The organism is Priestia sp. USM5 (assembly GCF_058323215.1).
In genome coordinates, this window is sequence record NZ_JBSGKN010000001.1 from 3,736,971 (window position 1) to 3,763,744 (window position 26,774).

The 26,774-nt window shown below is 38.6% G+C and carries 28 protein-coding genes and 1 riboswitch; of the genes, 12 read left to right on the forward strand and 16 right to left on the reverse strand.

What is annotated here, in order from left to right; translation table 11 throughout:
- Positions 1-30: 30 nt before the first annotated feature.
- The 3 genes from ACWATA_RS19730 to ACWATA_RS19740 form a co-directional block, all read right to left on the reverse strand.
- Positions 31-858: an aldo/keto reductase gene (locus tag ACWATA_RS19730; protein ID WP_028412173.1), complete on the reverse strand. Its 828-nt coding sequence runs from the start codon at positions 856-858 to the stop codon at positions 31-33.
- A 31-nt stretch (positions 859-889) separates the two neighbouring features.
- Positions 890-1,645, reverse strand: coding sequence for an IclR family transcriptional regulator (locus tag ACWATA_RS19735; protein WP_049163035.1), 756 nt, complete (start codon positions 1,643-1,645; stop codon positions 890-892).
- A gap of 217 nt (positions 1,646-1,862) precedes the next feature.
- Complete coding sequence (locus ACWATA_RS19740; RefSeq protein WP_165635514.1) at positions 1,863-2,171, reverse strand: hypothetical protein; 309 nt, start codon at positions 2,169-2,171, stop codon at positions 1,863-1,865.
- Positions 2,172-2,668: 497 nt separating this feature from the next.
- Here ACWATA_RS19740 and ACWATA_RS19745 point away from each other — a divergent pair, with 497 nt between their 5' ends.
- Entirely contained in the window at positions 2,669-3,004 is a 336-nt protein-coding gene (locus ACWATA_RS19745) for a DUF485 domain-containing protein (RefSeq protein WP_033579473.1), read from the forward strand.
- A gap of 16 nt (positions 3,005-3,020) precedes the next feature.
- Positions 3,021-4,571, forward strand: a complete 1,551-nt coding sequence (locus ACWATA_RS19750) for a solute symporter family protein (protein WP_028412169.1) — start codon at positions 3,021-3,023, stop codon at positions 4,569-4,571.
- 40 nt (positions 4,572-4,611) lie between these two features.
- On the opposite strand, the gene ACWATA_RS19755 is transcribed toward ACWATA_RS19750, so the two are convergent.
- Complete coding sequence (locus ACWATA_RS19755; protein ID WP_013055615.1) at positions 4,612-5,097, reverse strand: DUF6985 domain-containing protein; 486 nt, start codon at positions 5,095-5,097, stop codon at positions 4,612-4,614.
- A gap of 126 nt (positions 5,098-5,223) precedes the next feature.
- On the opposite strand from ACWATA_RS19755, the gene ACWATA_RS19760 reads away from it, so the two are divergent.
- Both ACWATA_RS19760 and ACWATA_RS19765 read left to right on the forward strand, forming a co-directional pair.
- On the forward strand, positions 5,224-6,966 hold the full coding sequence (locus ACWATA_RS19760) for an ABC transporter ATP-binding protein (protein WP_049163030.1): 1,743 nt from the start codon (positions 5,224-5,226) through the stop codon (positions 6,964-6,966).
- A 16-nt stretch (positions 6,967-6,982) separates the two neighbouring features.
- Positions 6,983-8,767 (forward strand): ABC transporter ATP-binding protein, encoded by a 1,785-nt coding sequence (locus ACWATA_RS19765; RefSeq protein ID WP_049166332.1) that lies wholly within the window; start codon positions 6,983-6,985, stop codon positions 8,765-8,767.
- 119 nt (positions 8,768-8,886) lie between these two features.
- On the opposite strand, the gene ACWATA_RS19770 is transcribed toward ACWATA_RS19765, so the two are convergent.
- A complete protein-coding gene (locus ACWATA_RS19770; RefSeq protein WP_473050138.1) occupies positions 8,887-9,870 on the reverse strand; it encodes a zinc-binding dehydrogenase in 984 nt (327 codons plus the stop codon).
- 163 nt (positions 9,871-10,033) lie between these two features.
- On the opposite strand from ACWATA_RS19770, the gene ACWATA_RS19775 reads away from it, so the two are divergent.
- Both ACWATA_RS19775 and rpoN read left to right on the forward strand, forming a co-directional pair.
- Positions 10,034-10,381, forward strand: coding sequence for a winged helix-turn-helix transcriptional regulator (locus ACWATA_RS19775; protein WP_014461394.1), 348 nt, complete (start codon positions 10,034-10,036; stop codon positions 10,379-10,381).
- Positions 10,382-10,594: 213 nt separating this feature from the next.
- Positions 10,595-11,929, forward strand: a complete 1,335-nt coding sequence (gene rpoN, locus ACWATA_RS19780; protein ID WP_028412164.1) for an RNA polymerase factor sigma-54 — start codon at positions 10,595-10,597, stop codon at positions 11,927-11,929.
- A gap of 58 nt (positions 11,930-11,987) precedes the next feature.
- On the opposite strand, the gene ACWATA_RS19785 is transcribed toward rpoN, so the two are convergent.
- The 3 genes from ACWATA_RS19785 to ACWATA_RS19795 all read right to left on the reverse strand — a co-directional run bounded on the left by ACWATA_RS19785 (position 11,988) and on the right by ACWATA_RS19795 (position 15,989).
- A complete protein-coding gene (locus ACWATA_RS19785; protein ID WP_028412163.1) occupies positions 11,988-12,839 on the reverse strand; it encodes a class I SAM-dependent methyltransferase in 852 nt (283 codons plus the stop codon).
- A 97-nt stretch (positions 12,840-12,936) separates the two neighbouring features.
- Positions 12,937-15,312 carry a YhgE/Pip domain-containing protein gene (locus ACWATA_RS19790; protein WP_098113720.1) on the reverse strand — a complete coding sequence of 792 codons (2,376 nt, stop codon included), beginning with the start codon at positions 15,310-15,312 and terminating at the stop codon, positions 12,937-12,939.
- Positions 15,313-15,503: 191 nt separating this feature from the next.
- On the reverse strand, positions 15,504-15,989 hold the full coding sequence (locus tag ACWATA_RS19795) for a GNAT family N-acetyltransferase (protein WP_013081920.1): 486 nt from the start codon (positions 15,987-15,989) through the stop codon (positions 15,504-15,506).
- Between the two features lie 178 nt (positions 15,990-16,167).
- On the opposite strand from ACWATA_RS19795, the gene ACWATA_RS19800 reads away from it, so the two are divergent.
- Genes ACWATA_RS19800 through ACWATA_RS19810 form a run of 3 tightly spaced genes read left to right on the forward strand, consistent with a single transcriptional unit; the run spans position 16,168 to position 18,563 of the window.
- Complete coding sequence (locus ACWATA_RS19800) at positions 16,168-16,395, forward strand: FeoA family protein (RefSeq protein WP_025749730.1); 228 nt, start codon at positions 16,168-16,170, stop codon at positions 16,393-16,395.
- Positions 16,392-18,362 (forward strand): ferrous iron transport protein B, encoded by a 1,971-nt coding sequence (feoB, locus tag ACWATA_RS19805; RefSeq protein WP_311265064.1) that lies wholly within the window; start codon positions 16,392-16,394, stop codon positions 18,360-18,362. Before ACWATA_RS19800 ends, feoB begins: the two co-directional genes overlap by 4 nt.
- 15 nt (positions 18,363-18,377) lie before the next feature.
- Positions 18,378-18,563 carry a FeoB-associated Cys-rich membrane protein gene (locus ACWATA_RS19810; protein WP_013081918.1) on the forward strand — a complete coding sequence of 62 codons (186 nt, stop codon included), beginning with the start codon at positions 18,378-18,380 and terminating at the stop codon, positions 18,561-18,563.
- A gap of 43 nt (positions 18,564-18,606) precedes the next feature.
- Here the strand turns inward: ACWATA_RS19810 and ACWATA_RS19815 are convergent, their stop codons facing one another.
- On the reverse strand, positions 18,607-18,930 hold the full coding sequence (locus tag ACWATA_RS19815; RefSeq protein ID WP_013081917.1) for a DUF3243 domain-containing protein: 324 nt from the start codon (positions 18,928-18,930) through the stop codon (positions 18,607-18,609).
- 16 nt (positions 18,931-18,946) lie between these two features.
- Positions 18,947-19,531 (reverse strand): hypothetical protein, encoded by a 585-nt coding sequence (locus tag ACWATA_RS19820; protein WP_473050139.1) that lies wholly within the window; start codon positions 19,529-19,531, stop codon positions 18,947-18,949.
- 261 nt (positions 19,532-19,792) lie between these two features.
- Here ACWATA_RS19820 and hxlR point away from each other — a divergent pair, with 261 nt between their 5' ends.
- From hxlR to hxlB, 3 genes are all read left to right on the forward strand, one after another.
- The gene (gene hxlR, locus ACWATA_RS19825; protein WP_028412158.1) at positions 19,793-20,158 is read left to right on the forward strand and encodes a transcriptional activator HxlR; all 366 of its coding nucleotides are present in this window, start codon (positions 19,793-19,795) and stop codon (positions 20,156-20,158) included.
- Positions 20,159-20,426: 268 nt separating this feature from the next.
- Positions 20,427-21,056: a 3-hexulose-6-phosphate synthase gene (gene hxlA / locus ACWATA_RS19830; RefSeq protein WP_013055599.1), complete on the forward strand. Its 630-nt coding sequence runs from the start codon at positions 20,427-20,429 to the stop codon at positions 21,054-21,056.
- Positions 21,057-21,066: 10 nt separating this feature from the next.
- Entirely contained in the window at positions 21,067-21,624 is a 558-nt protein-coding gene (hxlB, locus tag ACWATA_RS19835) for a 6-phospho-3-hexuloisomerase (RefSeq protein ID WP_013055598.1), read from the forward strand.
- Positions 21,625-21,737: 113 nt separating this feature from the next.
- Here hxlB and ACWATA_RS19840 read toward each other — a convergent pair whose 3' ends face one another.
- The 6 genes from ACWATA_RS19840 to ACWATA_RS19865 all read right to left on the reverse strand — a co-directional run bounded on the left by ACWATA_RS19840 (position 21,738) and on the right by ACWATA_RS19865 (position 26,528).
- Positions 21,738-21,983, reverse strand: a complete 246-nt coding sequence (locus tag ACWATA_RS19840; protein WP_028412157.1) for a ferredoxin — start codon at positions 21,981-21,983, stop codon at positions 21,738-21,740.
- Between the two features lie 86 nt (positions 21,984-22,069).
- Positions 22,070-23,080 (reverse strand): ABC transporter substrate-binding protein, encoded by a 1,011-nt coding sequence (locus tag ACWATA_RS19845; RefSeq protein WP_033578153.1) that lies wholly within the window; start codon positions 23,078-23,080, stop codon positions 22,070-22,072.
- On the reverse strand, positions 23,077-23,820 hold the full coding sequence (locus ACWATA_RS19850) for an ABC transporter permease (RefSeq protein WP_028412155.1): 744 nt from the start codon (positions 23,818-23,820) through the stop codon (positions 23,077-23,079). Before ACWATA_RS19850 ends, ACWATA_RS19845 begins: the two co-directional genes overlap by 4 nt.
- Entirely contained in the window at positions 23,817-24,581 is a 765-nt protein-coding gene (locus ACWATA_RS19855; protein ID WP_028412154.1) for an ABC transporter ATP-binding protein, read from the reverse strand. Before ACWATA_RS19855 ends, ACWATA_RS19850 begins: the two co-directional genes overlap by 4 nt.
- Entirely contained in the window at positions 24,574-25,245 is a 672-nt protein-coding gene (gene tenA, locus ACWATA_RS19860) for a thiaminase II (protein ID WP_028412153.1), read from the reverse strand. The genes ACWATA_RS19855 and tenA overlap by 8 nt, the downstream gene beginning before the upstream one ends.
- A gap of 5 nt (positions 25,246-25,250) precedes the next feature.
- Entirely contained in the window at positions 25,251-26,528 is a 1,278-nt protein-coding gene (locus ACWATA_RS19865) for an acetylornithine deacetylase (RefSeq protein ID WP_430053863.1), read from the reverse strand.
- Positions 26,529-26,642: 114 nt separating this feature from the next.
- A riboswitch (TPP riboswitch) is annotated at positions 26,643-26,745 on the reverse strand.
- Positions 26,746-26,774: the final 29 nt, after the last annotated feature.

A 26,774-nucleotide genomic window follows, 5' to 3' on the forward strand; every position in this document is an offset into this window, starting at 1 on the left:
CTTACAAGACGTTTTAGTCTTAATTTAACATTAAAAGTCAAAGTTATCTGGATCTGGACCTACGCGATGATTTTGATTTAATGCGTTAATTTTTTCAACTTCTTCTGCATTTAATTCAAAATCAAATACGTCTGCATTTTGGATAATACGATGTTCTTTTGTTGACTTAGGAATCGTTACTACTTCGTTTTGTAAGTCCCAACGTAAGATAACTTGAGCAGTTGATTTTCCGTGCTTTTCAGCAATTTGAGTTAACACTTCGTTATCAAGCAGCTCACCTTGTGCAAGCGGTGACCATGCTTCCACTTGGATTCCTTGTTTTTTGCAGTATTCACGCACTTCTGTTTGTGTTAAAAGTGGATGAAATTCGATTTGGTTTACCATTGGCTTAACTTCTGCATCTGCAATTAAGTCTTCTAGATGATGCACTTGGAAATTCGATACGCCGATTGCACGAATCTTCCCGTCTTTATAAAGCTTTTCAAGTGCTTTCCACGTATCTTTATACTTACCTTCAACCGGCCAGTGAATTAAGTATAAATCTAAATATTCAAGACCTAGCTTGTTTAAGCTTGTTTCAAACGCTTGAAGAGTTGTGTCATATCCTTGATCTGCATTCCACACTTTTGATGTAACAAATAGTTCTTCGCGAGAAACACCTGATTCTTTGATCGCTTGTCCCACGCCTTCTTCATTTTCATAAATTTTAGCCGTATCAATGCTTTTGTATCCAGCTTTGATTGCATATTTAACTGAATCTACAACTTCTTGACCATCTTCTACTTTATAAACACCTAAACCTAACCACGGCATTTTAACGCCGTTTGCTAAGGTCGTTGTTGACTGTAAGTTTTCCATGTTGCTGTTCATCCCCTTTTTTACTGTTGAATTATTCGTAAAGAGTAATTGCTTGTGAAATTTGTTCTGCGCACTGTTTAACAAGTGCAGCATGTTCTTCGTCTTTCTCTTCTGAAATACGAACGGATGGACCTGATAAAGCAATAGCTGCCATTATTTTTCCTTTTCTGAAAATAGGGGCTGCAATACAGCGAACGCCAGGCTCCCGTTCTTCATCATCGACAGCATATCCTCTTTCCTTACTTAAAGCTAAGTCAGCTTCCAGCTCGTCCAGCTCGGTGATCGTTCGATCTGTATAAGCTTCAAGCGAAAGTGCGTGAAGAATAGATTTTTGCACGCTGTCCTCTTGATAAGCAAGAATACACTTTCCAATAGCATTTGCATGAAGCGGCTTTTTATTTCCTACTTCGGAATGCGTACGAGTGCTATATTGCCCGTTCACCACCTGAGTTGTAACCATCTGTTTATGATGGAGAATTCCCGCGTAAATGGTCTCATTGGTCTCTTCACTCAGCTTCTGCATAGCAGGAACAGAGAGCCAATTCATTTCATAGTTCGTATGCATCGTATTTTGTACGAGTGCCAGCACCAGTTGTGGTGAAACCGTATAGCGGTTAGACGGGTTTCTTACAATAAATCCGTTTTGTTCAAGCGTGCTCACAAGACGATACATCGTACTCTTATTAAAACCGAGCGCTTCCATCATTTCCGGAATAGTCATATTCGGACGGTTTAAAAGCAAAGAGAAGATATCTAATCCTTTTTTTAAAGTTCCAACCTCGGACATGCCCTTCTTCCTCCTTTTATCCGAACAACAATTTTATTATAAAACAAAGCTCTTTATCGTATCAAATAAGGGAACTAAACTAAGTTATTTTCCCTATATGAGAGAATACATAACGTAATTGTTCTTCTTAATCTATTCCACTGTTTTTTCTATTTAAACATAAAAAAAGCCGTAACAATAGAATTTTTTTACAGTTTTTTAAAATTAACTTTGCTTTTCATTCGTTAACTTCTTCAAATCGCTTCAGCTGTTCCAGCTGATTTTCCTTTTTCATAATTTCTTTCTGACGCTCGCCTAGTAAATCGAAATGAGGATAGCCGGATCGATTATCAATATACTTAGCGGGAATGCCATACTTTTCTCCCCACTTAATCAGCTTATTTAAGTCACTGCAACCTACTTTTGTTACGGTAGTTGTGTGTGGAAAACGCTCATCAAGCCAGTAATGAGTTAAAAATGCGATCTCTCCTCGCTTAACAGCTGCTTTCCATGCGTTTAGTTCCGGGCGTTTGATTCCAAATGCCATTATTTCACCTTTTCTCTTTTATATAAGTAGTCACATTGTTTGTTTACTATAAAGAAAAAATATCATTCATATAGAAATCTTTCATAATATCTTGTCTATTTATAACCATCTCTAAATAATAGCGTACTTTCTTCACCTGTTTCCTATCTAACATTATTGTGTGCTTATGATTTTATCATCATCTTCTTTTATTTTTCAAAAGATCCAACAAAAAAATAACGTTTAGATAATAAAGAAAAGCCTTATATGTAAAAGAAACTAAGGGTTAATTTCAACATTTCTATTGTGAACGATTTCTCCTTTATATTGAATGTTGTTCTTTTTTTATTATGGCAGTATGCATTTAGTTTGAAGCTTTAGTATATTAAAAAACTTCCAAAGTTACCATTCTCACAAAAAGACAGAATTTACTTTTTATTCCGAAAATAATATAATTCAAGTGATATGGAGCTTTTTGCTTCATCTATTTATTATCAAAGGGGGAATTCCGCTTGGCGATGAATGAAAATTCTTTAAAGAAGGTAAACAATGCTTCTTCCTCTCCTGATTACACAGAAATTGTACAGTCTGCTTCATTTCAAAAGCTTTTGAAACAAAAACGCAATTTTATTTTACCGCTCTCTCTGTTTTTTCTTGCTTTTTATTTTACCTTGCCCATCTTAACAGCTTACACAACCGTCTTAAACAAACCAGCTTTTGCTTCTATGACTTGGGCGTGGGTATTTGCTTTTGCACAGTTTGTGATGACTTGGGCCCTATGCATTTTATACACAAAAAGAGCCTCGAAATTTGATGAACTTGTTGACACGATAAAAAAAGAAGCTGCAAATTGAATAGGGGGTTAAATGAATGAACGTACTAGCTTTCTCACTTTTTTTAGCTATTGTAGGTCTTACGCTAATCATTACGTATGCGGCATCCAAGCGAACAAAAACGACCAGTGACTTTTATACAGCAGATGGAAGTTTAACCGGCTGGCAAAACGGCATGGCGATTGCCGGAGATTATATGTCTGCTGCGTCATTTTTAGGCATAGCTGGAATGGTAGCGCTTTCTGGATTTGACGGTTTTTTTTACAGCATCGGCTTTTTAGTTGCCTATCTCGTCGTGTTATACATTGTAGCTGAACCACTTCGCAACTTAGGAAAGTACACGATGGCAGATATGATAGCAGCTCGTTTTAACGAAAAGAAAGTGCGGGGAGTTGCCGCATTAAACACGATCACCATTTCCATTTTTTATATGATTGCTCAGCTTGTTGGAGCAGGAGCATTAATTCATTTATTACTTGGTCTAGATTACGTGTATTCTGTCTTGATTGTCGGCGTGTTGATGACGGTTTACGTTGTATTTGGAGGCATGACGGCGACCAGCTGGGTGCAGATTGTCAAAGCCTTGCTTCTCATGATTGGTACGTTCATTATTTCCATTATTGTATTTTCAAAATTTGATTTTAGCTTTGCTAAAATGTTTTCTGAGATGAAAACCGCAACTCCTCTTGGCGACGGATTTTTAAATCCAGGAAATAAATTCAAAAATCCGCTGGACATGATTTCGTTGAATTTAGCTCTTGTTCTTGGTACAGCAGGCCTTCCTCATATCCTTATTCGTTTCTTTACAGTAAAAGATGCCATCACCGCACGAAAGTCTGTTATTTATGCAACGTGGATCATTGGCGTTTTTTACATTATGACAATCTTTTTAGGGTTCGGTGCTGCTGCATTCGTAGGGTACGATGATATTATCAAAGCAAATGCAGCAGGAAACATGGCAGCTCCCCTGCTCGCTCAAGTTCTTGGCGGAGACTTTCTCTTTGCGTTTGTCTCAGCTGTAGCTTTTGCTACGATTTTAGCTGTTGTAGCTGGGCTGGTGCTCTCAGCAGCTTCAGCATTCGCTCACGACTTTTATAGTCATATTCTCCGTAAAGGGGCTGCAACTGAAAAAGAACAGGTAGTGGCTGCACGATGGGCTTCTATTGGGGTATCCATTCTATCTATTATTCTTGCATTATTTGCTCAAAACATGAACGTAGCATTTTTAGTTGCACTTGCATTTGCCGTAGCAGCGAGCGCTAACTTGCCAATTATTCTTCTTACTATTTTTTGGAAACGTTTTAATACAGCAGGAGCAGTCACTGGCATGCTGGTTGGACTATTCAGCTCACTGTTTTTAGTTGCCATTAGTCCAAACGTGTGGGCACCTGAGCCTGGAGCTGCTATCTTTGTAGGTGAGCCGCTCATCACATTAACAAACCCTGGTATTATCTCCATTCCTCTAGGCTTCTTAGCTGCTTTTATAGGAACACTTCTTTCGTCTAAAAAAGCAGACGAAAAGAAATTTGATGAGATTTTAGTAAAAGCAAATACAGGTATGGGAATCGAAGAGCCTGTCAAACATTAATGCCAAAAAGCCTTGAAGCAGGTTGCTTCAAGGCTTTTTACTAGAATAAATCTTCTTGTAAGCCAATAGCGGAAATTTGTTCATTTCTAAACTTTACAGCTAACATATGCTCTTCTTCCCACGTACATTCAAAAAACAAACCAAGTTCTCTTGTATCATGAGGTGCTTCAGGAACAAAGATTTGAATACACTCAACTAAAAAACCGATGTCTTTTCGCTTTTTTACATTCGGAACTAATAAGTCTACCACGTCTTTTTCAACTTGAGTTCTGTATTCATCTCGCACCTGTTGATAATAATCAAAAAGAGCTTTTTCCGTCCTCTTTAACAATAATTCACCTTGAAGCCAAAATGCTTGAAAGGCCTCTTCTTGTCGTTTTTGAAATGGCTTCTCTTTATCTCCATCAATTGTCAGCAACACCTGTTGTTTTTGTCCAAAGAAAGTGACCTGTTTTTCTCCAACCCAGGCCGAGTCATATAACAAAGATCCAAAAAGCGGATGATGTACTCGTAATGTTTGATTCATTGCATACCTGACCCTCTCAAAAAGTGGATTTCTGCTTGCATTGGCGTATAATAAATGGTGCTTGAAACAAACTTCTAAACTTATTCTATGTTACCATATTTTTTACAGAAAGGAGTGCCACAATGTGTGAATACAATTAAATCTTTATACCCTTACTTAAAACCTTACAAATGGCTCGCGCTGTTTGCCCCGCTATTGATGGTCATTGAAGTGTTAGCTGACCTTCTTCAGCCTACTATTATGCAGCATATCATTGATTATGGCATTGCAAACAACAATCAAACATATGTTATCACCCGAAGTATCCTTATGCTTATGTTAGCAATCATTGGCTTAGCTGCTGGTATCGTCTGCGCCATCCTTAGCACAAAAGCAGCAGTAAATTTTTCTACCGATATTCGAAAATCGCTTTTTGAAAAGATTGAAAACCTCTCAAACAGCAACAGAGATAAACTAGGGACTGGTCACTTAATCACTGTCATGACAAATGATGTAACAAGTGTTCAAAACGCATTGAATATGACGCTAAAAGTATTAGTTAGAGGACCTTTACTTTTTGCAGGAAGTATTGTGATCGTGTTATTAACCGCTCGTTCTTTGTTTCCTATTATCGTCGTGGTCGTCCCTATTTTATTTTTATGCATTTGGTTTGTGATCACGAAAGCCGGAAAACTTTTCAAAAAAGTTCAGCGAAGCGTTGATCGTGTAAACACAAAAGTCCAAGAAAATTTATCAGGGATGCGCGTAGTAAAAGCGTATGTAAGAGAATCATATGAAATCAATCAGTTTAAAGAAGCAAACAGCTCCTTGACGCAAGCTAATATGAGTGCTGTTCAGCTTATTTCGCTTTTAATGCCCGTTATTTTATTTGTAGTAAATATCGGCATGGTAGCTACTCTATGGCTGGGTGGACTTCAAGTTGAAGCAGGAAAAATTGAAGCAGGTGTGATTTTAGCTTTTATTAATTACTTAACGATTATTTTAAACGGACTTATGTCAAGCAGCATGGTGCTGATGCAAATTACACGTGCATTCCCTTCAGCTGAACGAATCGATTCTGTTTTAAAAACAAAAATAGACATTCCTCCAGCAAACTCTGCTGCTCCAATCAACAGACTTAAAGGTGATCTATCGTTTCAAAACGTTACATACAGCTACAGTAAAAATGGCGAAAACGTATTAAAAGATATTTCATTTACTGCTAAACACGGGGAAACTATTGGCATTATCGGCTCTACTGGAAGCGGAAAATCGACGCTTGCAAAACTTATTTCGCGCTTATATGATCCTGATGGCGGCGGAATTTTTGTAGATGGAAAAAATCTGACAAACTATGACGTAAAAGAGCTTCGCTCATCCATTGGGTTTATTCCTCAAAAAGCTACACTGTTTACCGGAACGATTGATATGAATATTCGAATGGGAAACAATCATGCTTCTTCCTCAGAAATTGAAGATGCTGCAGCTTTCGCATGCGCAACGGAGTTTATTGAAAAACTCCCAGAAAAATATGAGTATCCTTTAACGCGAGGAGCAACCAACTTATCAGGAGGGCAAAAGCAGCGTCTTTCAATCGCGCGTGCATTTGTTAGAAAGCCTGCTATATTGGTCATTGATGATGCAACTTCCGCGTTGGATGCTGTCTCAGAAGCGCAGGTACTAACACATTTAAAAGAAGAGTTTTCCGATGCGACCGTCATTATTATTGCGTCTAAAATTTCGTCTCTTCTTCACGCTGATCATATTATCGTCATGGATGAAGGCAAAATTGCTGAACAAGGGACTCATGAAGAATTGCTTCGTCACCACTCTCTTTATTACGACATTTATCTAGCACAAGGCGGAAAAGAGGTGTTGCCTAGTGAATAATCAAGGTAAAAATCAAATGAGCTCTATTCGCGGCCCTAGAGGCATGATGAAGGGTCCTGTAGTGAAGCCAAAGAATGCGAAAAAAACACTATATAGAATCTGGTCATATATGGGGAAACGAAAGCCTCCGCTTGTGGCTGCGATCATCTTAGTTATTGTGACTTCCCTGCTTAATTTATTAGGCCCTTATTTAATTGGGGTTATTATTGACGAGCATATTATTCCCAAAGATATCAGCGGAACGATACGAATGTCACTCACTCTTGCAGGAATTTACATTACGACATCTTTGTTAACATGGCTGCAAACCTATTTAATGGTAAACGTTTCGTTTACGACCATCGGAATGCTCCGCCAAGATTTATTTGCAAAGCTTCAAACTCTCTCTCTTCGCTTTTTTGATAAGCGAGCTCACGGAGAGTTAATGAGCCGGGTTACGAATGATATTGATAACCTGAATAACGCTCTGAGTCAAAGCGTTATTCAGGCTCTGTCCTCTATTTTATCTCTAGTCGGTATTACCATTGCGATGTTCTCGCTCAACTGGATTCTTGCCATTATCACACTGATTGTTATTCCATTAATGGTTATAATCGTTCGACAAATATTAAAACGAAGCAGTGAAAATTTTGTCAAACGCCAAAAAGACTTAGGTGAGCTAAACGGCTTTGTAGAAGAAGCAATCTCTGGAGGAGAAGTTGTTTCGCTTTTTAGTAAGGAAAAAGATTTTTTAACTGTTTTTAATGAACGAAATGAACAGCTGAGAAGTTCAGCAACAAAAGCAGAAACATTTTCAGGCTTTTTAGGTCCTGTCACAAACTTTATTAACAACTTAGGCTTAGCACTAGTGATTGGAGCAGGAGCATTTATGGCTGTTCAAGGTAGCGTTACAGTTGGGATGATCGCTTCATTTGTTAACTACTCACGTCAGTTCTCTCGCCCAATCAGTCAAATGGCAAACTTAGTAAACACTATTCTTTCGGCTATTGCCGGCGCAGAGCGCGTGTTTGCGATTATGGATGAGCAGCCGGACGTCACAAACAAGCCAAACGCTCTTTCTGTTACAAAATTTGCAGGAGACGTTGCTTTTGAGAACGTATCATTTGGCTATACTGACGAAAAAATGATTTTAAAAAATGTTACACTTACAGCAAAAAAAGGTGAAATGGTTGCTTTGGTCGGTCCTACAGGTTCTGGTAAAACAACAATCATTAACTTGCTCACACGATTTTATGACATCGCAAACGGAGACATTAAAATTGACGGCCGTTCCATCAGTGACTATAACATCCATGATTTACGAAACCGAATTGGCATTGTTCTTCAGGATACCTATTTATTTTCCGGTACGATTGCGGATAACATTCGATTCGGCCGGTTAGATGCCAGCGATGAAGAAGTGAAAAGCGCAGCAAAAATGGCAAATGCTCATTCTTTTATCAAGCACCTGCCGCAGCAATACGATACCGTGATTTCAGCCGGTGGAGGAAATTTAAGTGAAGGTCAAAAGCAACTCTTATCGATTGCCCGAGCCATGCTCTCTGACTGTGATATTTTAATTTTAGACGAAGCTACTTCCAATATTGATACAAAAACAGAGATTGATATTCAAAAAGGAATGAGTAATCTATTAAAAGGAAAAACAAGCTTTGTAATTGCCCACCGCCTCAAAACGATTGAAAATGCAAATCAAATTCTTGTCTTAAAAGACGGACAGATTATTGAAAAAGGAAATCATCACGAGCTATTAGAGAAACAAGGTTTTTACCACAAGCTCTATACGCAGCAGTTTACGATTTAAAAGAGGCTGGAACATAACTTAACCCAATCCAATCTAAAGACGAGAAAACGAACTATTGATCAATAGTTCGTTTTTTACTTCAACTAAAATACTTTTGTCTCAAGCTCTTTTTCGCTCTATCATTTATCTATCACAGCTACAATTTTCCCTTTTACTCGACGAGTCGCCAGTTCATCTAAAGCTGCCGGCACTTCGTCTAGTGAAATGACTTTTTCCACAAGAGCATTCAGCTTATTTTCTTGTAAAAGCAAAAGCATTTTATTTCCCACCTCCGCAAGTTTTTGCTGTTCTTTTACGTTGTTAGACTGATGTACGCTTCCTAATGCAACTTGATGAAACGATAGTGGATGCGCAAACGAAATCGCATCATTTACATTAGGAGGTCCTGCGATAAATGCAATTTGACCATTAAAAGCAAGAGCCTTTACCGACTCATCTGCATTGTCACGCCCGACTGTATCCAAGACTAAATCTACACCGAGTCCATCGGTAAGCTCCAGCACTTTTTTCACAAAATTTTCTTTACGGTAGTCGATTGCATAGTCAGCACCTAAACTTTTTACAAACTCATGATTGGCAGAAGATGCGGTTGTAAGCACTGTAAGACCTGCATTTTTAGCAAGCTGAATGGCAAACCCTCCAACCCCTCCAGCACCTGCGTGAATTAAAATCGTTTGTCCTTTTGAAGCGTTCATTTTGTGAAACAATGCTTGATATGCTGTATACCCCGCACATGGAATAGCTGCAGCGTCTTCAAATGAAACTCCTTGTGGAATAAGGGAAACCGCATGAGCTGTTGTCACTCCGTACTGTGCAAACCCGCCTTTTTTTGATAAATCGCTATGATATACAACGCGGTCTCCGATTTTGACAGTTGTGACTTCTTCTCCCACTTCCTCGACAACGCCAGCTGAATCCAGTCCTAATACGTGAGGGTATGTCCAACTGGGATTACCGCCGTTTCCTGTTTTATAATCTACAGGGTTCAAGGCAGTAGCTTTAATTTTAACTAAAATTTCACCTTTAGCTGGATGCGGCTTTTGGATATTTCCGACTTTCATCTCACTTACTTTCCCTTTGCCTTCTAGCAGTAAAGCTTTCATCAAGATCTCCCCTTTTACATTTCTTCCTTCAATTAAAAGTTCTTTTTCAGTATAATAAATACATGTTGTTTACAAAAGACGGCACTTTCATGTAACCAGGTACCTTCCCGGTAACCTAGGTCTATGGATATTAAATTATTATATCCATATTTCATATCTGTTTATGAATGGAGGATTAGCGGTGAAAGCACCCCACTATAATGTACCTGTTGAAGCAACACTTGAAGTAATCGGCGGGAAATGGAAAGTCGTTATTTTATGCCTCTTAAAAGAAGGCGAAAAACGTTTTAGCGAACTTCAGCGAGCTATGCCTGCTATTACTAAAAAAATGCTGTCTCAACAGCTAAAAGAATTAGAAAAAGACGGTGTAGTTAATAGAAAAGTATACAATGAAGTTCCTCCTAAAGTAGAGTACTCACTCAGTGAAGAAGGCGAAACCTTACGAGAAATTTTAAATATGATGTGCGCATGGGGAGATAGAAGAATGGGAAACACCCCAAATTGCAGCTAAGTTCTCCTAGCAGCTTTGTTAAAATAACCGAATAGCTGCTGGGAAGAGCTATTCGGTTGTTTTATCTATTTCCCTACTCTTTCTTATGAGTCGCCCTTGTGTAAGAACATCTGACAACACTATAGAATTCTTTCGCATTTTCATATATGATGATGTCGAACGATGCAGCCAGAATTGTCGAAATAAAACTCAAGAATGATAGGTGATTCAATGATGCAATTAGGTTTAGATTTATCTCAAAAACAACTATTAAAATTGGCCATGACACCTGAATTACGTCAGTCTATCAACATTTTAAATTATTCTACGGCCGATTTAGTTCATTATCTTCATGAGCAAGTCAATGAAAATCCTGTAATTAAACTGTCTGCTGGCGATTCTCAGCAAAAAAATTCATTTAACACTCGAGAACAGCGTTCATATTCAAAAGGTCACACCGATGACGAGTATAATCCGTTTAATTATATATCCGATCAAACTGTGACATTAGAGAGCCATTTATTAGAGCAGCTGTCTATGCTAAATCATTTACACTCACAGCAAAAACACATCGTTCAATTTCTAATTGGAAACTTAAATAAAAACGGCTTTTTAGCAATTGAACCAAAATTGGCAGCCGAACTGCTTAACGTTTCAATTGACGAAGTCAACGATATGATTCACGTTTTACAAAGCTTTGATCCAATTGGAGTGGGCGCTCAAAACTTTGTCGATTCACTGCTTATTCAAATTAAGGCCAAAAAGTCAAAGCCTCCTCTTTTATATGATGTGGTGAAACACGATATTGAAGATATTGCTAACAAAAAATATCGGAACATTTCAAAAAAATACTCTATTTCAATGCGCGAAGTACAAGAAATTGTTGACTGCTTGCGGACATTAAATCCTCGTCCAGCAGGAGATTTCTATGTTCCGCTTACGAAGTACATTTCGCCTGATGTAACGGTACAAAAAATAGACGGCCGCTATCATGTTATTCTTCATAGCGAGCTGCTTCCGCCCATCGAGATTAACAGCACCTACCAAAAACTGGTTCATCGCTCTGCATGCGTAACAACCGATCGATACGTACAGGAAAAAATCCATGAAGCTACTTGGCTAATTAATAGTATTGAGCAGCGTAATGCGACGATTTACAACGTGTCTAAAGCCATTGTGGAACATCAGCAAGATTTTTTTGAAATGGGTATTTCAGGGCTAAAGCCGCTTACCTTAAAAGATATTGCTCAAAAAGTAGACTGTCACGAATCAACGGTAAGCCGTGCAACTAACGGAAAGTATATTCAAACGCCGCGCGGACTGTTTGAACTAAAATACTTTTTCACTAATTCTTTAGAGAGAACCGATGGCGAACAAAGCAATTCTACCGCCTTTATAAAAGAGAAAATTAAAACATTAATTGCCGAAGAAAATAAATTAAAACCTCTTTCAGATCAAAAGCTCATGTCTCTTCTTTCCAGCGAAGGAATTCAAATTTCAAGAAGAACAGTAGCTAAATACCGTGAAGAAGCTGGAATTGAAAGTTCTTCTAAGCGGCGACGATTTTAATATTATTTATTCTAAATTACAGCTTTATCACTACTAAAAAGAACCCGCTGAATAAAAATCAACGGGTTCTTTTTATCGGTTTCCAATAAATAAAAGCCATATGATATTGATACGTATATTCATATGTGTCATTTATTTTCTTTACATGCTGTAAAATAATCTTCTCAGTTTCTAATTTGTCAACATCTTTCGAAAGCAGCTTTGTCGAGTTCTTCTTGATGAGATCTTCGTACGTCTCATACGTTACCGTTTTGGTTATAGGAACCAGCTTACAATCTGCATAAATACCCAGTTCATATAAAATATTTAGTAAGTCAATATATTCCTTACGGCGCCATTTAATCTCGTACCCAAGTTTTCTATGTAACTCTACGTAATGAGGCTTTTCTGGACCCGCTGACATGCCAATAACCGCCAAACGATTAGCCGAATCATTCATATTTAAGAGACCATCGACAATGTTATGCATACGATAAAAGCAGTTTATTCCTACTACCACGTCATAGTTATCTGTTAGACGCTCATACTCCCATTTACCTTCTATGAACTTTAGATTAGAGCGGGCATTTGATTGTTTTTGTAAGTAGCGGATGATGCTTGGCGAACAATCCATACACGTAAGTTCTTTTACATAATCCGCAATTGAAAACGTATAATTTCCCCAGCCAGGGCCAATTTCCATGACAGAGTCACTTGGATTCAAAAAAGCAAGAAGTTCTTGCTGAAGCTGTTTCACTACAGGATCATTTTCTGAATCAAAAGACATTTTTTCTAGATATTGCTGCCAAAATTCATCTTCCGCTTTGTCATTTATCATCCGTTCCGATATTGAACCGTCCCATTCTTTCAGCCCTTCCTGCCACTTTTTCACACGATCACTTTCATACACCGCAAATTTTGTAAGCTGCATGCATTCACATTCCCCTCTTTTACACGTAAACCTATACTAACATAAAGAAAAAGAGAGTTCCTTTTTAAACTGGAACTCTCTTTTTCTATTAGTTAAATTAGGCTGCGGCCTCTTCCTCTGTGTGATGCTTCTCTTTTCTGGCATTGATATAAAACATTATCAATGAAAGAGTGATGAAGATTGCTGCAAAGATTCCAAGTACGCCAGCCTGATGCCATACATAGCCGAAATCATCACCAATTGAAATAATTTCACGGAAACCGCGAATTGCATAGGTCATAGGCAAGTATGGATTGATTGCCTGGAAGAATTCCGGCACAAGTGCTTTAGGGAATGTACCTGCACTGCCGCCAATTTGAAGCAGCAGAATAATAAAGGCTAAATACTGCCCTACTTTTCCTAACCCTGTTGTTAAGAACAAGATCAGTGTAAAGAACGTTACACCTGTAATCATGGTAAAGATATAGAAGTGCCAAATGCTTGTTACGTTTAAATGCAAGCCCCAAAGAAGAGCTGTAACAGCAATCGCTGCTTGCAGCATACCTACAATAGTGATGACACTAAACTTACTTAAGAACCACGAAATACCTGATGTCGGTCGAATTGATGGCTCTTTCATTGGGTATACTGCTGAAAACATTAATGTTCCCGCAAACAAGCCAATACATAAGATGTATGGAGCTAATCCGACACCGTACTTATCTACGTTATTTTGTTTATCTGATTTTAAATCCGTTGGATTTGAAAACATGCTGTATGTTTTATCATCTGCTTTAACATCTTTTGCATCTTTTGCACCGTCCGCTAAAGATGAATGAAGCTCGCTTGTTCCATCTGATAATTTAGATGAACCGTCATATAGTTTGGATGAACCATTTGTTAACTCTTTAGAACCATTTGCTAATTTGGTTGCCCCGTTTTCTAGCTGCGTTAAACCATTTGCTAGCGCTGCGCTTCCTTGTTCAGATTTTTTAAGTCCATCCACAAGTTGCTGCTGTCCGTCAGCAAGCTTTCCAGCTCCTGTATGAGCGTCAGCTATACCGCTGTTTAGCTCTGCAAATTTGCTGTTGAACTGCTTTTCACCGTCTGCTAGTTTAACAGCCCCGTTATATAATTGAGTTTGAGCATTATATAATTTTGTTTGGCCATTGTACAGCTGACTTTGTCCATCAGCAATTTTATTAATAGCGCTTTGAATATCTTCTCCGCCTTTAGACAGCTTTTGCAGCGCCGCAGATAACTCTTGCACTTTATCTACTTTTGCTTTTAGCTGCTCTGCTTTTTGCTGCTGTTCGTCCATAAACTGCTGAGACGTCAGCTTTTTAATTCCTGCAATCAGCGTTTGTTTTTGCTCATCGGGAATAGATTCGTTGCTGTTAATGCTGTCAATGAGAGCTTGCTGCTGCTGTTCAAACTCCGCTTTTTTTGAGTCTACCTGCTGTTTAATCTGCGTAATTTCCTGCTCTGCTTGATTAATTTGCTGCGTAACATTGCTCACTTCAGCATCTACTTGATTTAAGCCGCTTGTAAACTGAGGTAATTTCCCTTGAAGTGTCTTTGTTCCTTCATTTAGTTGCTGTGTCGCACCTTGAAGTTTTGCAGTTCCGTCTTGTAGTTGTCCTAATCCATTGCTAAGCTTTCCTGCACCTGTTTCAAGTTCTTTAGAAGCCGCGTACAGCTGCCCGCTTCCATTCTCTAGCTTCCCTAAACCGCTGTTTAGGCTGCCTAAGTTTTCATTAATTGTGTCCGCACCGTTTAGTAGCTTAGCTGCACCGGCATTTAGATCAGTTGCTCCTTTTCGTGCATCTGCTAATCCATTTGCCAATTTAGCTGTACCGTCTTCAAACGTAACCGTGCTGTCTGCTAGTTTCTTCATGTTATCTCGCAGCGTTTTCGAGCCATCTTCTAGCTCTCCTGCACCGTCACTTGCTTTTTGAAGACCGTCCGCTACTTGCTTAAAGCTGTCAAATACCGTTTCAGCATACTGCTTTGTGACTGCTTCTTTAATCTGATCATTGATTTTAGCTACTGCATTTGAGCTAATTTGAGCGCCTGAATAGTTCTTTCCGGCATTTGTATGGTAGATAAATTTCATTTTTTTAGGATTCTCATCCATTAATGTTGTTGCATTTTTAGAGAAATTCTTTGGAATTTCTAAAACTAGATAGTAGTCTTCGTTCTTTAAGCCTTCTAACGCTTTTTCTTTGTTCGTAAATTTCCAGTCAAATTTATCGTTTTTCTTTAAATCATCAACAAAATCACGACCGACATTCAATTTCTTTCCATCTAATGTAGCACCTTTATCTTCATTTACCACTGCAACTGGAATTTGATCTGTTTTTCCATATGGATCCCAGTAAGCAGATAAAAAGATGACATTATAAAGTAATGGAACAAATAACAATCCACAAATCACAACAATAGTCATTGGTTTGGAAAAGATTTTTTTCCATTCTCCTTTAATCATATTCATGTTTTTTAGCCTCCAATAATCCTTACTTCCACCTGACTGTTTGACCGAAAAACATTTTCGGTCATGAAGTTCTGATTAATGTTACCATATTCACAAGAATAAGGTCAATCGTTATTCTGTAATTAAAAGCTGATTTTAGCAGAAAGTTTAAAATCAGCTTTTTAAGATAACGTTCACACTAAATATCAGGCTTAAATCATGAGTTTCATTCGCATCGTTCTTAATAAATGCCCGTCAAATTCATCATCAAATTCATCCACAAGCTGGAAACCTTTTGATTGATAAAATGCACGGCCTATTCCGTTTTCCCTTTCTACGTTAATGTAAACGATTTTTAATTCCTTCGAGCGCTTCATTCCTTTTTCTAACAATTGCGAACCGATTCCTTTTCCTTGATAAGCAGGCAGTATATAGATAGATCCTAGTTCTATTTCCCCTCTGTTTTGTAGTCGGAAAAAGTTAGCGTATCCTACGATTTTCTCATCAATAGTTGCTACATAAATGAACGAATTACGCAAGCGCCACAGCAGCCTTTTATTGGAGTATGCTTCTGAAAGAAACCGATTCTGAACGCTTCTAGGAATAATTCCTTCATATGTGTCATACCAACTCATCTTTGCGACGTATTGAACAGACGTAATATCTTCTTTTCTCATTTTGCGAATGATTACCTCCACTCACATCCCTCCTGACAATTTACTGCTAAAATCGTACATAATTTCACCTGAAAAATATAGTTATAAATATATATTTTTAATTGTAACGCTCTAGAAGCATTGATTGATTTTAGAACCTTATGTATAATCGAGATAGATACAAATTGAAAATGATTATCATTAACAGGAGTGCTGAATGATGAATTTAACTACCGTGAGTATTGGCGACAAAGTAAAAGTTAAAAACATTGAATTTTTAGATAGATCATTAGAACGCCGCCTTCTTTCTTTTGGAGTAAAAAAAGGCTGCGAACTATGCATGAAGCAAAAAACCATCTTAGGAGGACCTTGTATTATTGAATGTCAAGGTCAAATGATTAGCATCCGAAAACGCGATGCGGCCAAAATTGAGGTTGAGACAGCATGAGTACAATTGCACTTTTAGGAAATCCAAACACAGGAAAAACTTCTTTATTCAATATATTAACAGATTCCTATGAATACGTAGGAAACTGGAGCGGTGTAACCGTTGAAAAGAAAGTTGGATCTATTAAAAAGCAAAACAGCCAGCTGGTTGATTTGCCGGGTGTGTATGACTTTACTCCTCTTTCTTCAGATGAAGCAGTGGTAACTAACTTTTTGTTAACCGGAGAATTTAACAGTATGCTGAATATTGTAGACGCTTCTCAGTTTGAAAGAAGCATGCATCTCACTATTCAAGCATTGGAATATGGAAAGCCATTAGTAATCGGCTTAAATATGATTGATGTAGCGGAAAAACGCGGATTGACTTTTAATTTGGAGAAGCTTAGCAAATCATTACATATTCCGGTTTCAGCGATTGTTGCCCGTAATGGAAAAGGAATTAACGATCTGCTCTCTACTTTGAAGCAAGATTTAAAAGCCCCTTCATTTCAATTAAATTATGGGGAAACCGCTGAACAAGCAATTCATATGATTCAAACAAAAGCGGACGTCAGCAGATGGATGGCCATTCAGTTCTTAGCGGAAAATAGCGTAATCGAATCAACATTAAAAGAAAAAGCGAGTTACTCAGAGCTGCTTGAGCTTCGAAAAGCCGCTGCACAAAAAATAAACAAGCCGCTTAGTGAGCATTTCTTCGACGTGCGTACGACATTTATTGAACGCATTTCGAGCGAGTGTATCATAAAGGGCAGCGAAACACCTTTAACTTTCACGGATCGAATCGATCGAATTGTGACGCATAAGTGGCTTGGTCTCCCTATTTTTCTTGGCTTAATGTATTTGATTTTTAATGTTACGTTTACGTGGATTGGCGTTCCGCTTTCTGATAAACTGGACGGCTTCTTTGGCGGAACGCTTAGTGAAGGCGCTGATTCTCTTTTAAATGCAGCTGGTGCTGCTCCATTTATTCACGATTTAATTGTGGATGGCATTATTGCAGGAGTAGGCGGCGTACTGGTATTTGTACCACAAATTTTTGTCCTGTTCTTTTTCATTTCACTGCTTGAAGATTCAGGATACATGGCTAGAATCGCTGTAGTAATGGATCGTATAATGGAATTTTTCGGTTTGAACGGAAAAGCATTTATTCCGATGATTATTAGCTTTGGATGTAACGTACCGGGGATTATGGCCGCGCGTACAATTGAACAGCGAAAAGAGCGCCTTATGACCATTTTAGTCAATCCATTTATGAGCTGCTCAGCACGTCTTCCTGTATACGCTTTGTTTGTAGGTGCTTTTTTTGTGCAAAACGGAGCAGCTGTGGTGTTTTCTATGTACTTGCTTGGCATTATTTTAGCACTTGTTGTAACGAAAATTTTATCAGTAACGCTTCTTAAAGACGAACAATCAACTTTTATTGTTGAACTTCCTCCTTACCGCGTACCTCAAGCCAAGACTCTTTGGAGAAGCACGTGGGAAAAAGGCCGAAATTTCGTCCGAAAAGCAGGTACGGTTATTTTAGCTGGCTCTGTATTTATCTGGCTATCATCTTACGCTGGCCCTGGCGGTTTTGGAGTAGATATGGAAAATAGCTTTATGGCTATTATTGGAGGTGCTATCGCTCCTCTATTTATCCCTTTAGGTTTTGCGACATGGCAAGCTGTAGCATCACTGATTACAGGCTTCCTAGCGAAAGAAGTGGTTGTTTCAACTATGAGCATCATTTATAAAGTACAAGAAGGACAGCTTGGCGACACAATGAAGACATTCTTTACACCGCTAACAGCCTATACGTTTATGGTGTTTGTTCTTCTTTACGTTCCGTGTCTAGCAACCGTCGCTGTTATTCGACGAGAAACCGGCTCATTAAAATGGACAGCATTTGCTGTGGCCTACCCTTTGGTTGTCGCTTATCTCGTAGCTTTGCTTGTACACACTATTGGAAAAGTACTTGGTTTTTCTTAAAAGGAGTGAATAACATTGATTATTAACATTTTAATTGGGGTTTTGATTTTTGGGTATGCCCTTTATCATATGACAAAATTCTTCCGCAAGAGTACTCAGGGAAAATGTGCAAGCTGCGCACAGCAATCTTCTTGTGCAACGGATGATTGCGGTATTGACTGGGATAAAACGATTCAAGAAGCTCAAAATCAATCATCTTAATACATTAAAAAAGCATCCTGATAGACGGGATGCTTTTTTAATGTTACGCAACTAGTTTTAAAATGAGATGAGAAAGGACTTCCTTTTCCTCTTCACTGCTGACTTTCCATAACTCATGAAGGACTTTTTCTTCTCGGTTTCGAGGCTCCTCATTTTTGGCTAAATAGCTAGCCACTTTTTTTGTAGCAGCTGCTAATTGTTCCTCATTTAACCCGAGCTTTTTACCGACATGAACTTTTTGAGTTAAATAATCAGTAAACGTATCAAAATTCTGCAAAATTGCTTCTTTTTTCTCCGTCCCTAAATTATCTACCGTTTCTTCAATTTTATTCATGTCTTTTGTAGTTCCTTCATTCATTTGACTCACAGTTAACATCTCCTTCTTAGTGAATAGACTGATATGTTCTTTCACGCTCAGATTCTGGTTTTTCGTCCGGCGTCATCTTTTCCTTACTTATTTCAGAAGTTGCATCTTTCACTTTTTCACTAATTTGCTGTAAATCACTTTTAGCATCTTCTACCGTTGATTTTGCATCATGCGTAACGCTTTTCACATCTTCTGCTTGCTTAAAGAAATCTTCATTTACACGCTCGTACAAATGTTTGGCATCATTAATTGCATCTTTTAAAAGATTCGATGCATTTTTCATTTGCTGCACCATTTTTTCTTTTGTTTCTTGAGGGTTCTCTTTTACTTGATTAATCATGTTTGCAGAAGAGTCCTTTAATGTAACGGCTCTTCTTTTAACAGATGAGCGAGTTTTATTATCAAGTAATGTTATACATCCACCTACAACTGCCCCGACAACAACACCTTTTACTAGCTTGCTGCTGTAGCTTTTCCCCGTGGTGCTAACAGCAGCAGTGCTATTAGCTGTCTGTGGATTGTTATTAATTCCTACATCGTTGTTGATGCCTGCGCTGTTGCTTAAAGCAGGGTTTTGTAATTCAGATCGGTTTCTTTCCATTTTTACTGCCTCCTTTAGCATCGTTATTGAGTGATTTCCCATCTTTTTTTATATTTAAACAATTGAATTCGTTAAAAATAAAAAACATGACTAAAGGCCACCTTTTATATCTCACTAGTCAAGAATAACTATATAGTAAAAAAAGCTAAATTTTTTAATGGAAAGATACAAGCCGGATTTTTGTAAAAGGATTGTCAGCACCGGTATAATAAGAAGTACTGTAAAAGAAATTTTATACTATTGGTCATAGGGGTGAAACAATTGAGCCAGCTTAATAAGGAATTTAACTGTGAAAAAGAATTAACGCTTGCTATTATCGGCGGAAAATGGAAGATGCTGATACTATGGCACTTAGGACGTGAAGGAACAAAACGGTTCGGGGAACTAAAATCGCTTATTCCTGATATTACGCCGCGCATGCTGGTTAACCAGCTGCGGGAACTGGAAGAAGATCTAATTGTTAACCGTAAAGTTTATCCTGTCGTACCACCTAAAGTCGAATACTCACTTACAAAAGAAGGAGAAAGTTTAATGCCTATTTTAACAGCCATGTACGATTGGGGTAAAAATTACCGTGATACAGTGCTGGTCAATCAAGAACAAAAGGCAGAAACGTTAATTAAATGATGGAAACGAATCCTTCTATTCCATAGTTTTTATTTTTTTATGCGGATGATATTACTCAATATCATCCGCATTTTTAATGAAAATTAAGCGGTTACAAGACTGATATGTCCATTAGTATACTTCTGTATACTATCATTCCCCACACTATTTGTGGGAAAAGTGCGTACTTTTAAGAACCTCAAACTGCGGGTACAATAACTACACCAGCTGCTTTTTATGTAAAAAGGCACAAAAGGTATCTATAGATTTCTGTAAGGAGTGGAGTAGAATGGAATTACAATTAGCATTAGATCTTGTTAATATTTCTCAAGCAAAAGAGGTAGTAAAAGAAGTTGAAGAACATATTGATATCGTGGAAATCGGTACACCTGTTGTAATCAATGAAGGGCTTCGCGCCGTTAAAGAAATTAAAGAAGCATTTCCTAATTTAAAAGTATTAGCTGACCTAAAAATCATGGATGCAGCTGGTTATGAAGTACAGCAAGCTTCTCAAGCTGGAGCAGACATCATTACCATCTTAGGTGTGGCTGAAGATATGTCAATTAAAGGTGCAGTTGAAGAAGCGAAAAAACAAGGTAAAAAAATTCTAGTCGATATGATTGGTGTAAAAGATATTAAAGGACGCGCAAAAGAGCTAGACGAATTTGGCGTTGACTATATCTGCGTACACACAGGATACGATCTTCAAGCAGTTGGTCAAAACTCTTTTGAAGATTTAGTAACAATCAAAAGCGTTGTAAAAAATGCAAAAACAGCCGTTGCTGGCGGCATTAAATTAGAATCTTTACCTGAAGTAGTAAAAGCACAGCCTGATCTTGTTATCGTTGGCGGAGGCATCACGAGCCAAGATGATAAAAAATCAGTTGCTTCTCAAATGAAAGAGCTTATTACAAATTAAGGAGCTTTCTATGCAGACGAGCGAACATTTAAAAACGGTTATGAATGAGCTTTTACAAACAACAGCTCTAATCGCTGACGATGAAGCTGAACAGCTTGTAAATGGCATCATCTCATCTAAAAAAGTGTTTGTCACAGGAGCAGGCCGTTCAGGTCTTATGGGCAAGTCGTTTGCTATGCGTATGATGCATATGGGCATTGATGCTTATGTCATTGGAGAAACCGTGACGTCCACTTTCACGCAGGATGATTTATTAATCATCGGATCAGGTTCTGGCGAAACGAAGAGCTTGATTCCTATTGCTCAAAAAGCAAAAGAACTTGGAGGAAAAGTTGGAGTAGTCACGATTTCCCCCGATTCCACGCTTGGCAAGCTGGCTGACTTCATCGTGAAGCTGCCCGGCGCTCCGAAGGATCAAGAACAAAGCAGTTATCAAACCGTACAGCCTATGGCGTCACTGTTTGAACAAACGCTTCTTCTTTTTTACGATGCGCTGATTCTTCGCTTCATGGAGAAGAAAGAACTTGATACTCATACGATGTACGGAAAGCATGCAAATTTAGAGTAGAAAAAGGTCTTGCCTAGGCAAGACCTTTTTTGTTTTGGAACTTTCTATATAACCAAATATTCACTTATCAGATAACTAAATGTACTTTATCATTATTTATTTTTTCAAAAGCCCTATTCGAATTTTGCTGCATCTCCATAAAACGGCTGCTCTGCAACTTTAATCGAGTCTGTTGGACACCCTTCGTACGCTTCCATCATCTCATCTTGCTGATGTTCAGGAACTTCTTTTGTTCCTTCGTTGTTATCTAATACGGCATAAGCAAGACCTTCTGAATCATAATCATAAAGATCTGGCGCACTCCCTCCACATGCTCCGCAAGCAATACATGTTTCCTTCTCTACTATCGTAAAAGCCATAAAAAAACCTCCTTGACCTTTTCACTTTCTCTTTCAGAAAGTTACGTTCAGTATAAGGAGGTTTTTTTAAATTCGTCTTAAATTATTTACTGAGATTCCCCAATATTCTCAAACATCTCATCTACATTTGGCTTTTTCTTAATTAACCCTGACTCTTTTAACCAGTTAACATTTGATTGCCATGATTCTTTCGTTTGACTGCCAAATCCTTGTTCAGACTTCATTTTTGGAAGTAAGATATTCAAACTTTTTGTTTCCACATCTTTTTCAAGCGGGAAGTTTGATTTATCTTGATTATCTAACAAAATTTGAAGTGATTCTTTTGGATGTTTCTCCGTGTATTCATACCCTTTTGTCGCGGCACGCCAAAACGCTTTAATCGTATCAGAATCTTTTGCCCACGTTTGATCCCCTGTAACGGCCACTAGCTCGTAATAAGATGGCACGCCGTAATCTGACGGATCAATGTCAACCGTTTTGTATCCTTTTTTGTGAAGCAATGGTACTTCGTGGTTAATATACGCACCTATTACAGCATCTACTTTTTTGCTAATCAGCGATGAATTTAACTCAAATCCTACGTCTACTAGTTTTACTTTATTCGGATCTCCTCCATCGCTTTTCACCATTTTCTTTAGAACAGATTCACTTAATGGTGTTCCGCTGTATCCTACTACTTTTCCTTCTAAATCTTTAGGACGCTTAATACCGCTATCTTTCAATGCCACAACCCGGTTTAGCGGAGATCTTACAATCGCTCCTACCGACTTTACCGGCACATCTTCATTTGCTCGTGCCATTGCTACATCAGGCTGATAGTAAAGGCCGAGCGTGACTTTCCCTGCAGCTGCTAAATTAAGCGAGTCTGTTGGATTAGCAGGAAATTGTACTTTTACATTCAGCCCTTCTTTTTTGAAATATCCTTTTTCTTGTGCAGCGTAAATGAAGCTGTGCACTGCATTTGGATACCAATCAAGCATAATTGTAACGTCTTTTAATTTTTTACTGTCACCAGCTTTATTTTCCTTGTCCTGACCGCAAGCAGCGAGCATCAAAACAAGCAGCAGGCTTAAGCTAATCGCAAACCATTTTTTCATTCTGTTTTCCTCCACTTTAATGAACGTTTTTCGAAACCTACTACAATAATAAAAAATAAAATACCAAGCGCGGATAAAATCACAATTGGTGCAAATACACCAGCTGCATCAAACTGTGTCATCATGCGACGACTGAAATATCCTAAGCCTGCTTGCGCACCCAACCATTCCCCAATGGCAGCACCTATTATACTAAAGGTAACCGCTACTTTGAGTCCCGAATAAAAATGAGGCAGTGCAGAAGGAATGTTCAACTTAAAGAAAATATCTTTTTTTGTTGCTCCCATCGTTAACATGAGTTCTTTTAACTCTTTGTTTGTAGAACGAAGCCCGTCAAATGTGCTAACGGTAATGGGAAAAAACGTAATTAATACGGTCACAATCACTTTGCTCCAAATGGAGTAGCCAAACCACAGCACAAATACAGGAGCAATGGCAATGGTCGGAATCATTTGTGACGCAATAATAAGCGGATAAAAAGCACGCTCAATAAGCGGACTCCAATTCATCCACACAGCCAGCAGAACCCCTAGCACAACGGATATTACAAGCCCAATTACGACAATAGATAACGTAGCTGGTAAATGCTTAAACAATAAATCCATTCGCAGCTCCCAAAGCTTCGTTAAAATACCGCTGGGCGTTGGTAAAATAAACGGATAGTTTACAATGCGTGCTCCAATTTCCCAAGCAGCCAGCAAAATGACTACTAAAATCACTGAAGCCCCGTACTTTTTCATGTGTTCACCTTCGATCTTAGCTGTTCAATTAAATAATCTTTCACATCAAGCACTCGCTGTTGATTCAGATCTTTTTGCGTTCGAGGTCTGCTAAGCGGCACTTGAATTTCTTCAAGACAACTTACTGGCTTGTCTGAAAAGATAAAAATGCGATCTGATAAAAAAAGCGCTTCATTGACGTCATGAGTGATAAATAAGATGCTATGCTTACGCTTTTGCCATTGGTCAAGCAGCCATTCCTGCATCGATAAACGTGTGATTGCATCAAGTGCACTAAAAGGCTCATCTAAAAGCAGCACGTTAGAACCACTTAATACCGTCCGAAGAAAAGAAACGCGCTGCTTCATCCCTCCGGATAAATCACTTGGAAAACGGTTTTCATACCCTTTTAGGCCAAACTCTTCAAGCAGCTGAGACACTTGCTTATGAGCACTTGCTTTTGATACATTGTGAAGCTCAAGAGGCAGTGCTGCATTGTCTAGAATCGTACGCCACGGAAGCAGCAAATCTTGCTGCGGCATATAGCCTACTTTTCCTAGTCGCTTTTCATAAGACTTTCCGTTAATTACGATATCGCCTTCACTCTGCTGTTCAAGACCTGTAATGAGACGAAACAACGTACTTTTCCCAGAGCCGCTCGCTCCAACGATACTGACAAACTCGCCTTCTTTCACGTCTAAGTTTAATGATTTTAAAATCGCTTGATCACCGTTCTTGTACGTAAAACTGACGTTTTGAAAAGATAACACAGACCTATTCATGAATTGGCCACATCGCTTCGTTATAAGCCATATCCCAGAACATATACTCAAAACGCGTCGTATTCAAGAAAATTTCTTCAAGCTTTTCTAATTCCACTTCTGATTTATCTTCAGTAAGTGAGTCAAATAAATTGATACACCATGTCGCCAGTTCTCCAAATTCTTCTGAGCTGTACATTTCAATCCACTCACGGTAAAACTCATTGTTAGCTCCAGGCTTTTCACTAAGTTCTTTTCCTATTTCCCAGTAGCTCCACATACAAGGCAAAAGAGCGGCTACTAATTCAGCTAATGTTCCACTTTGACCAACGTGCAGCATATAGTGCGTGTATGCAAGCGTTGTAGGAGATGGCTGCGCTTTTTCTAATTCTTTTTCGCTGATTTCAAATTTCTTGGCATACTCACGGTGCAGACTCATTTCTTCGTTTAATGTAGAATCTAAAAGGGCTGCAAATTTCCCCATCGTTTGAAGATCGGTAGCTTTCATGGCTCCAATCGCAAATAATTTGGCATAATCAATTAGGTAAAGGTAATCTTGAATCATGTAGAAGCGAAACTTCTCCTTTTCAAGCGTTCCATCTCCCATCCCCTGTACGAAGGGATGATTATGATTTTGACGCCAAATAGGCTGCAGCTTTTCGTATAATCGTTCACTAAATTTCATGATGATCACTCCTTATGCGTATGCAGCCACGTATAAATGAACTGCACTATCACTTTTGTATATTGAACAAGCTGATTAATATCTAATTGTTCGTTCACAGCATGTGCATTTGCTAAATTTCCCGGACCGTAAATAGCGGCGGGAATTCCCGCATCAGCTAGCCATCCCCCGTCTGTTACGCTAGTTGACACATCAATTGGAGGCTTTTTCCCTTCCATTTGTTCATGAGTATTTGCAAGCAGCTGCACTCCTGCATGATTTTCATCAATTTCTAATGACGGAAAGATTTCTCCTCTGTCTTCAATCATTGATGTGCCTCCCCATTCAAAGGTTGGCAGATTATCTTTTAACCATGGATCTGCTTTTGCAATAGCTATAATATATTCTTCCACTTCTTTTGATACTTGGTCGTACGATTCATTAGGATAATAGTGAACGGTGATCCACAGCCTGCATTCATCTGCAATAAAAGCAGCATGTCTTCCGCCTTCGATTACTGCTGGATTAATCGTATTTGTCCCTGGCAAAAATCCTGGATAGCTCTTTGTAACAGCCCAGTGACGCTCCAATTCTTGTAGCCCTCCGATCACTTTTGCCATCTTTTCAATAGCGCTTGCGGCTAACAGCCCTCCTCCAGCATGAATCATACTTCGGCGTGTACCGTCATGATAGGTTTTACTGCTTTTTATCGTAATCCATCCCGTGATCACTCCGCCTTGACCTTGAATATGTAAATCACTTGTATCGACTACAAGCGCAAAATCAGCTGTATACCCTTTCTGACAGCATTGCAGCGTACCTGCCTCTCCTACTTCTTCTCCTACAACGGATTCAAAAATCAAGTCTCCTGGCAGCTCGATTCCTGCTTCTGTTAAAAGCTGAACTGCAAATAATGCTCCCGCCAAACCGCCTTTCATATCAGCAACTCCGCGTCCAATTATCATATTGTCTTTCACAACAGCTTCAAACGGATTGGTTTCCCAATTTTCATTTTCTTGTACCTCAGCAACATCCATATGGCCGTTAATAATCAAGCTTTGATAGTCAGCCGATTTTTGTCCTTTTAACGTTCCCACTACGATAGGGTCGTTAGAATATAAGTCCCACATATCAATGGAAAAACCGCAGTTTTTAAGAAAATCCGCTACGTACAGCTGCGCTTCATGAGAATTTCGTGCAGGAGGCGCTGGCGTTTTATACGAAACAAGCGTTTTTAATAACTGGATTAACTCTCCTTTGCGCTCCTCTACCTGTTTGACAAGCAAATCAATTGTTTCTTTCATGTATGACACCTTCCTTTACGCATAAAAAAACACTTCTTTCGCAGGAAAGAAGTGTTTTTGTTTATGTACACAAAATTATTATAACGAGTTCGTAAGGAAATCCCATACAAAACATCCATTACAATACCTCTTTCCTACGCTAGTATTACCTAGTTCAGGTTATAAGGGTTAAGACTTATCGTCTCTCTCAGCTTCGAAAGCACCCCTAGTGGTGTTGTATCTCTATGAAATTAATCTATTATCATA

What these genes read in the sequence shown, in the direction of transcription:
- ACWATA_RS19855 (WP_028412154.1), bottom strand. Translation starts at nt 24,581, where the DNA reads ATGAATAGGTCTGTGTTATCTTTTCAAAACGTCAGTTTTACGTACAAG.
- hxlA (WP_013055599.1), top strand. Translation starts at nt 20,427, where the DNA reads ATGGAATTACAATTAGCATTAGATCTTGTTAATATTTCTCAAGCAAAA.
- ACWATA_RS19765 (WP_049166332.1), top strand. Translation starts at nt 6,983, where the DNA reads ATGAGCTCTATTCGCGGCCCTAGAGGCATGATGAAGGGTCCTGTAGTG.
- ACWATA_RS19745 (WP_033579473.1), top strand. Translation starts at nt 2,669, where the DNA reads ATGAATGAAAATTCTTTAAAGAAGGTAAACAATGCTTCTTCCTCTCCT.
- ACWATA_RS19865 (WP_430053863.1), bottom strand. Translation starts at nt 26,528, where the DNA reads ATGAAAGAAACAATTGATTTGCTTGTCAAACAGGTAGAGGAGCGCAAA.
- ACWATA_RS19735 (WP_049163035.1), bottom strand. Translation starts at nt 1,645, where the DNA reads ATGTCCGAGGTTGGAACTTTAAAAAAAGGATTAGATATCTTCTCTTTG.
- ACWATA_RS19770 (WP_473050138.1), bottom strand. Translation starts at nt 9,870, where the DNA reads ATGAAAGCTTTACTGCTAGAAGGCAAAGGGAAAGTAAGTGAGATGAAA.
- ACWATA_RS19790 (WP_098113720.1), bottom strand. Translation starts at nt 15,312, where the DNA reads ATGAATATGATTAAAGGAGAATGGAAAAAAATCTTTTCCAAACCAATG.
- ACWATA_RS19845 (WP_033578153.1), bottom strand. Translation starts at nt 23,080, where the DNA reads ATGAAAAAATGGTTTGCGATTAGCTTAAGCCTGCTGCTTGTTTTGATG.
- ACWATA_RS19750 (WP_028412169.1), top strand. Translation starts at nt 3,021, where the DNA reads ATGAACGTACTAGCTTTCTCACTTTTTTTAGCTATTGTAGGTCTTACG.
- ACWATA_RS19840 (WP_028412157.1), bottom strand. Translation starts at nt 21,983, where the DNA reads ATGGCTTTTACGATAGTAGAGAAGGAAACATGTATTGCTTGCGGAGCA.
- rpoN (WP_028412164.1), top strand. Translation starts at nt 10,595, where the DNA reads ATGCAATTAGGTTTAGATTTATCTCAAAAACAACTATTAAAATTGGCC.
- ACWATA_RS19820 (WP_473050139.1), bottom strand. Translation starts at nt 19,531, where the DNA reads ATGGAAAGAAACCGATCTGAATTACAAAACCCTGCTTTAAGCAACAGC.
- ACWATA_RS19740 (WP_165635514.1), bottom strand. Translation starts at nt 2,171, where the DNA reads ATGGCATTTGGAATCAAACGCCCGGAACTAAACGCATGGAAAGCAGCT.
- ACWATA_RS19755 (WP_013055615.1), bottom strand. Translation starts at nt 5,097, where the DNA reads ATGAATCAAACATTACGAGTACATCATCCGCTTTTTGGATCTTTGTTA.
- ACWATA_RS19775 (WP_014461394.1), top strand. Translation starts at nt 10,034, where the DNA reads ATGAATGGAGGATTAGCGGTGAAAGCACCCCACTATAATGTACCTGTT.
- tenA (WP_028412153.1), bottom strand. Translation starts at nt 25,245, where the DNA reads ATGAAATTTAGTGAACGATTATACGAAAAGCTGCAGCCTATTTGGCGT.
- feoB (WP_311265064.1), top strand. Translation starts at nt 16,392, where the DNA reads ATGAGTACAATTGCACTTTTAGGAAATCCAAACACAGGAAAAACTTCT.
- hxlB (WP_013055598.1), top strand. Translation starts at nt 21,067, where the DNA reads ATGCAGACGAGCGAACATTTAAAAACGGTTATGAATGAGCTTTTACAA.
- ACWATA_RS19850 (WP_028412155.1), bottom strand. Translation starts at nt 23,820, where the DNA reads ATGAAAAAGTACGGGGCTTCAGTGATTTTAGTAGTCATTTTGCTGGCT.
- ACWATA_RS19800 (WP_025749730.1), top strand. Translation starts at nt 16,168, where the DNA reads ATGAATTTAACTACCGTGAGTATTGGCGACAAAGTAAAAGTTAAAAAC.
- ACWATA_RS19785 (WP_028412163.1), bottom strand. Translation starts at nt 12,839, where the DNA reads ATGCAGCTTACAAAATTTGCGGTGTATGAAAGTGATCGTGTGAAAAAG.
- ACWATA_RS19730 (WP_028412173.1), bottom strand. Translation starts at nt 858, where the DNA reads ATGGAAAACTTACAGTCAACAACGACCTTAGCAAACGGCGTTAAAATG.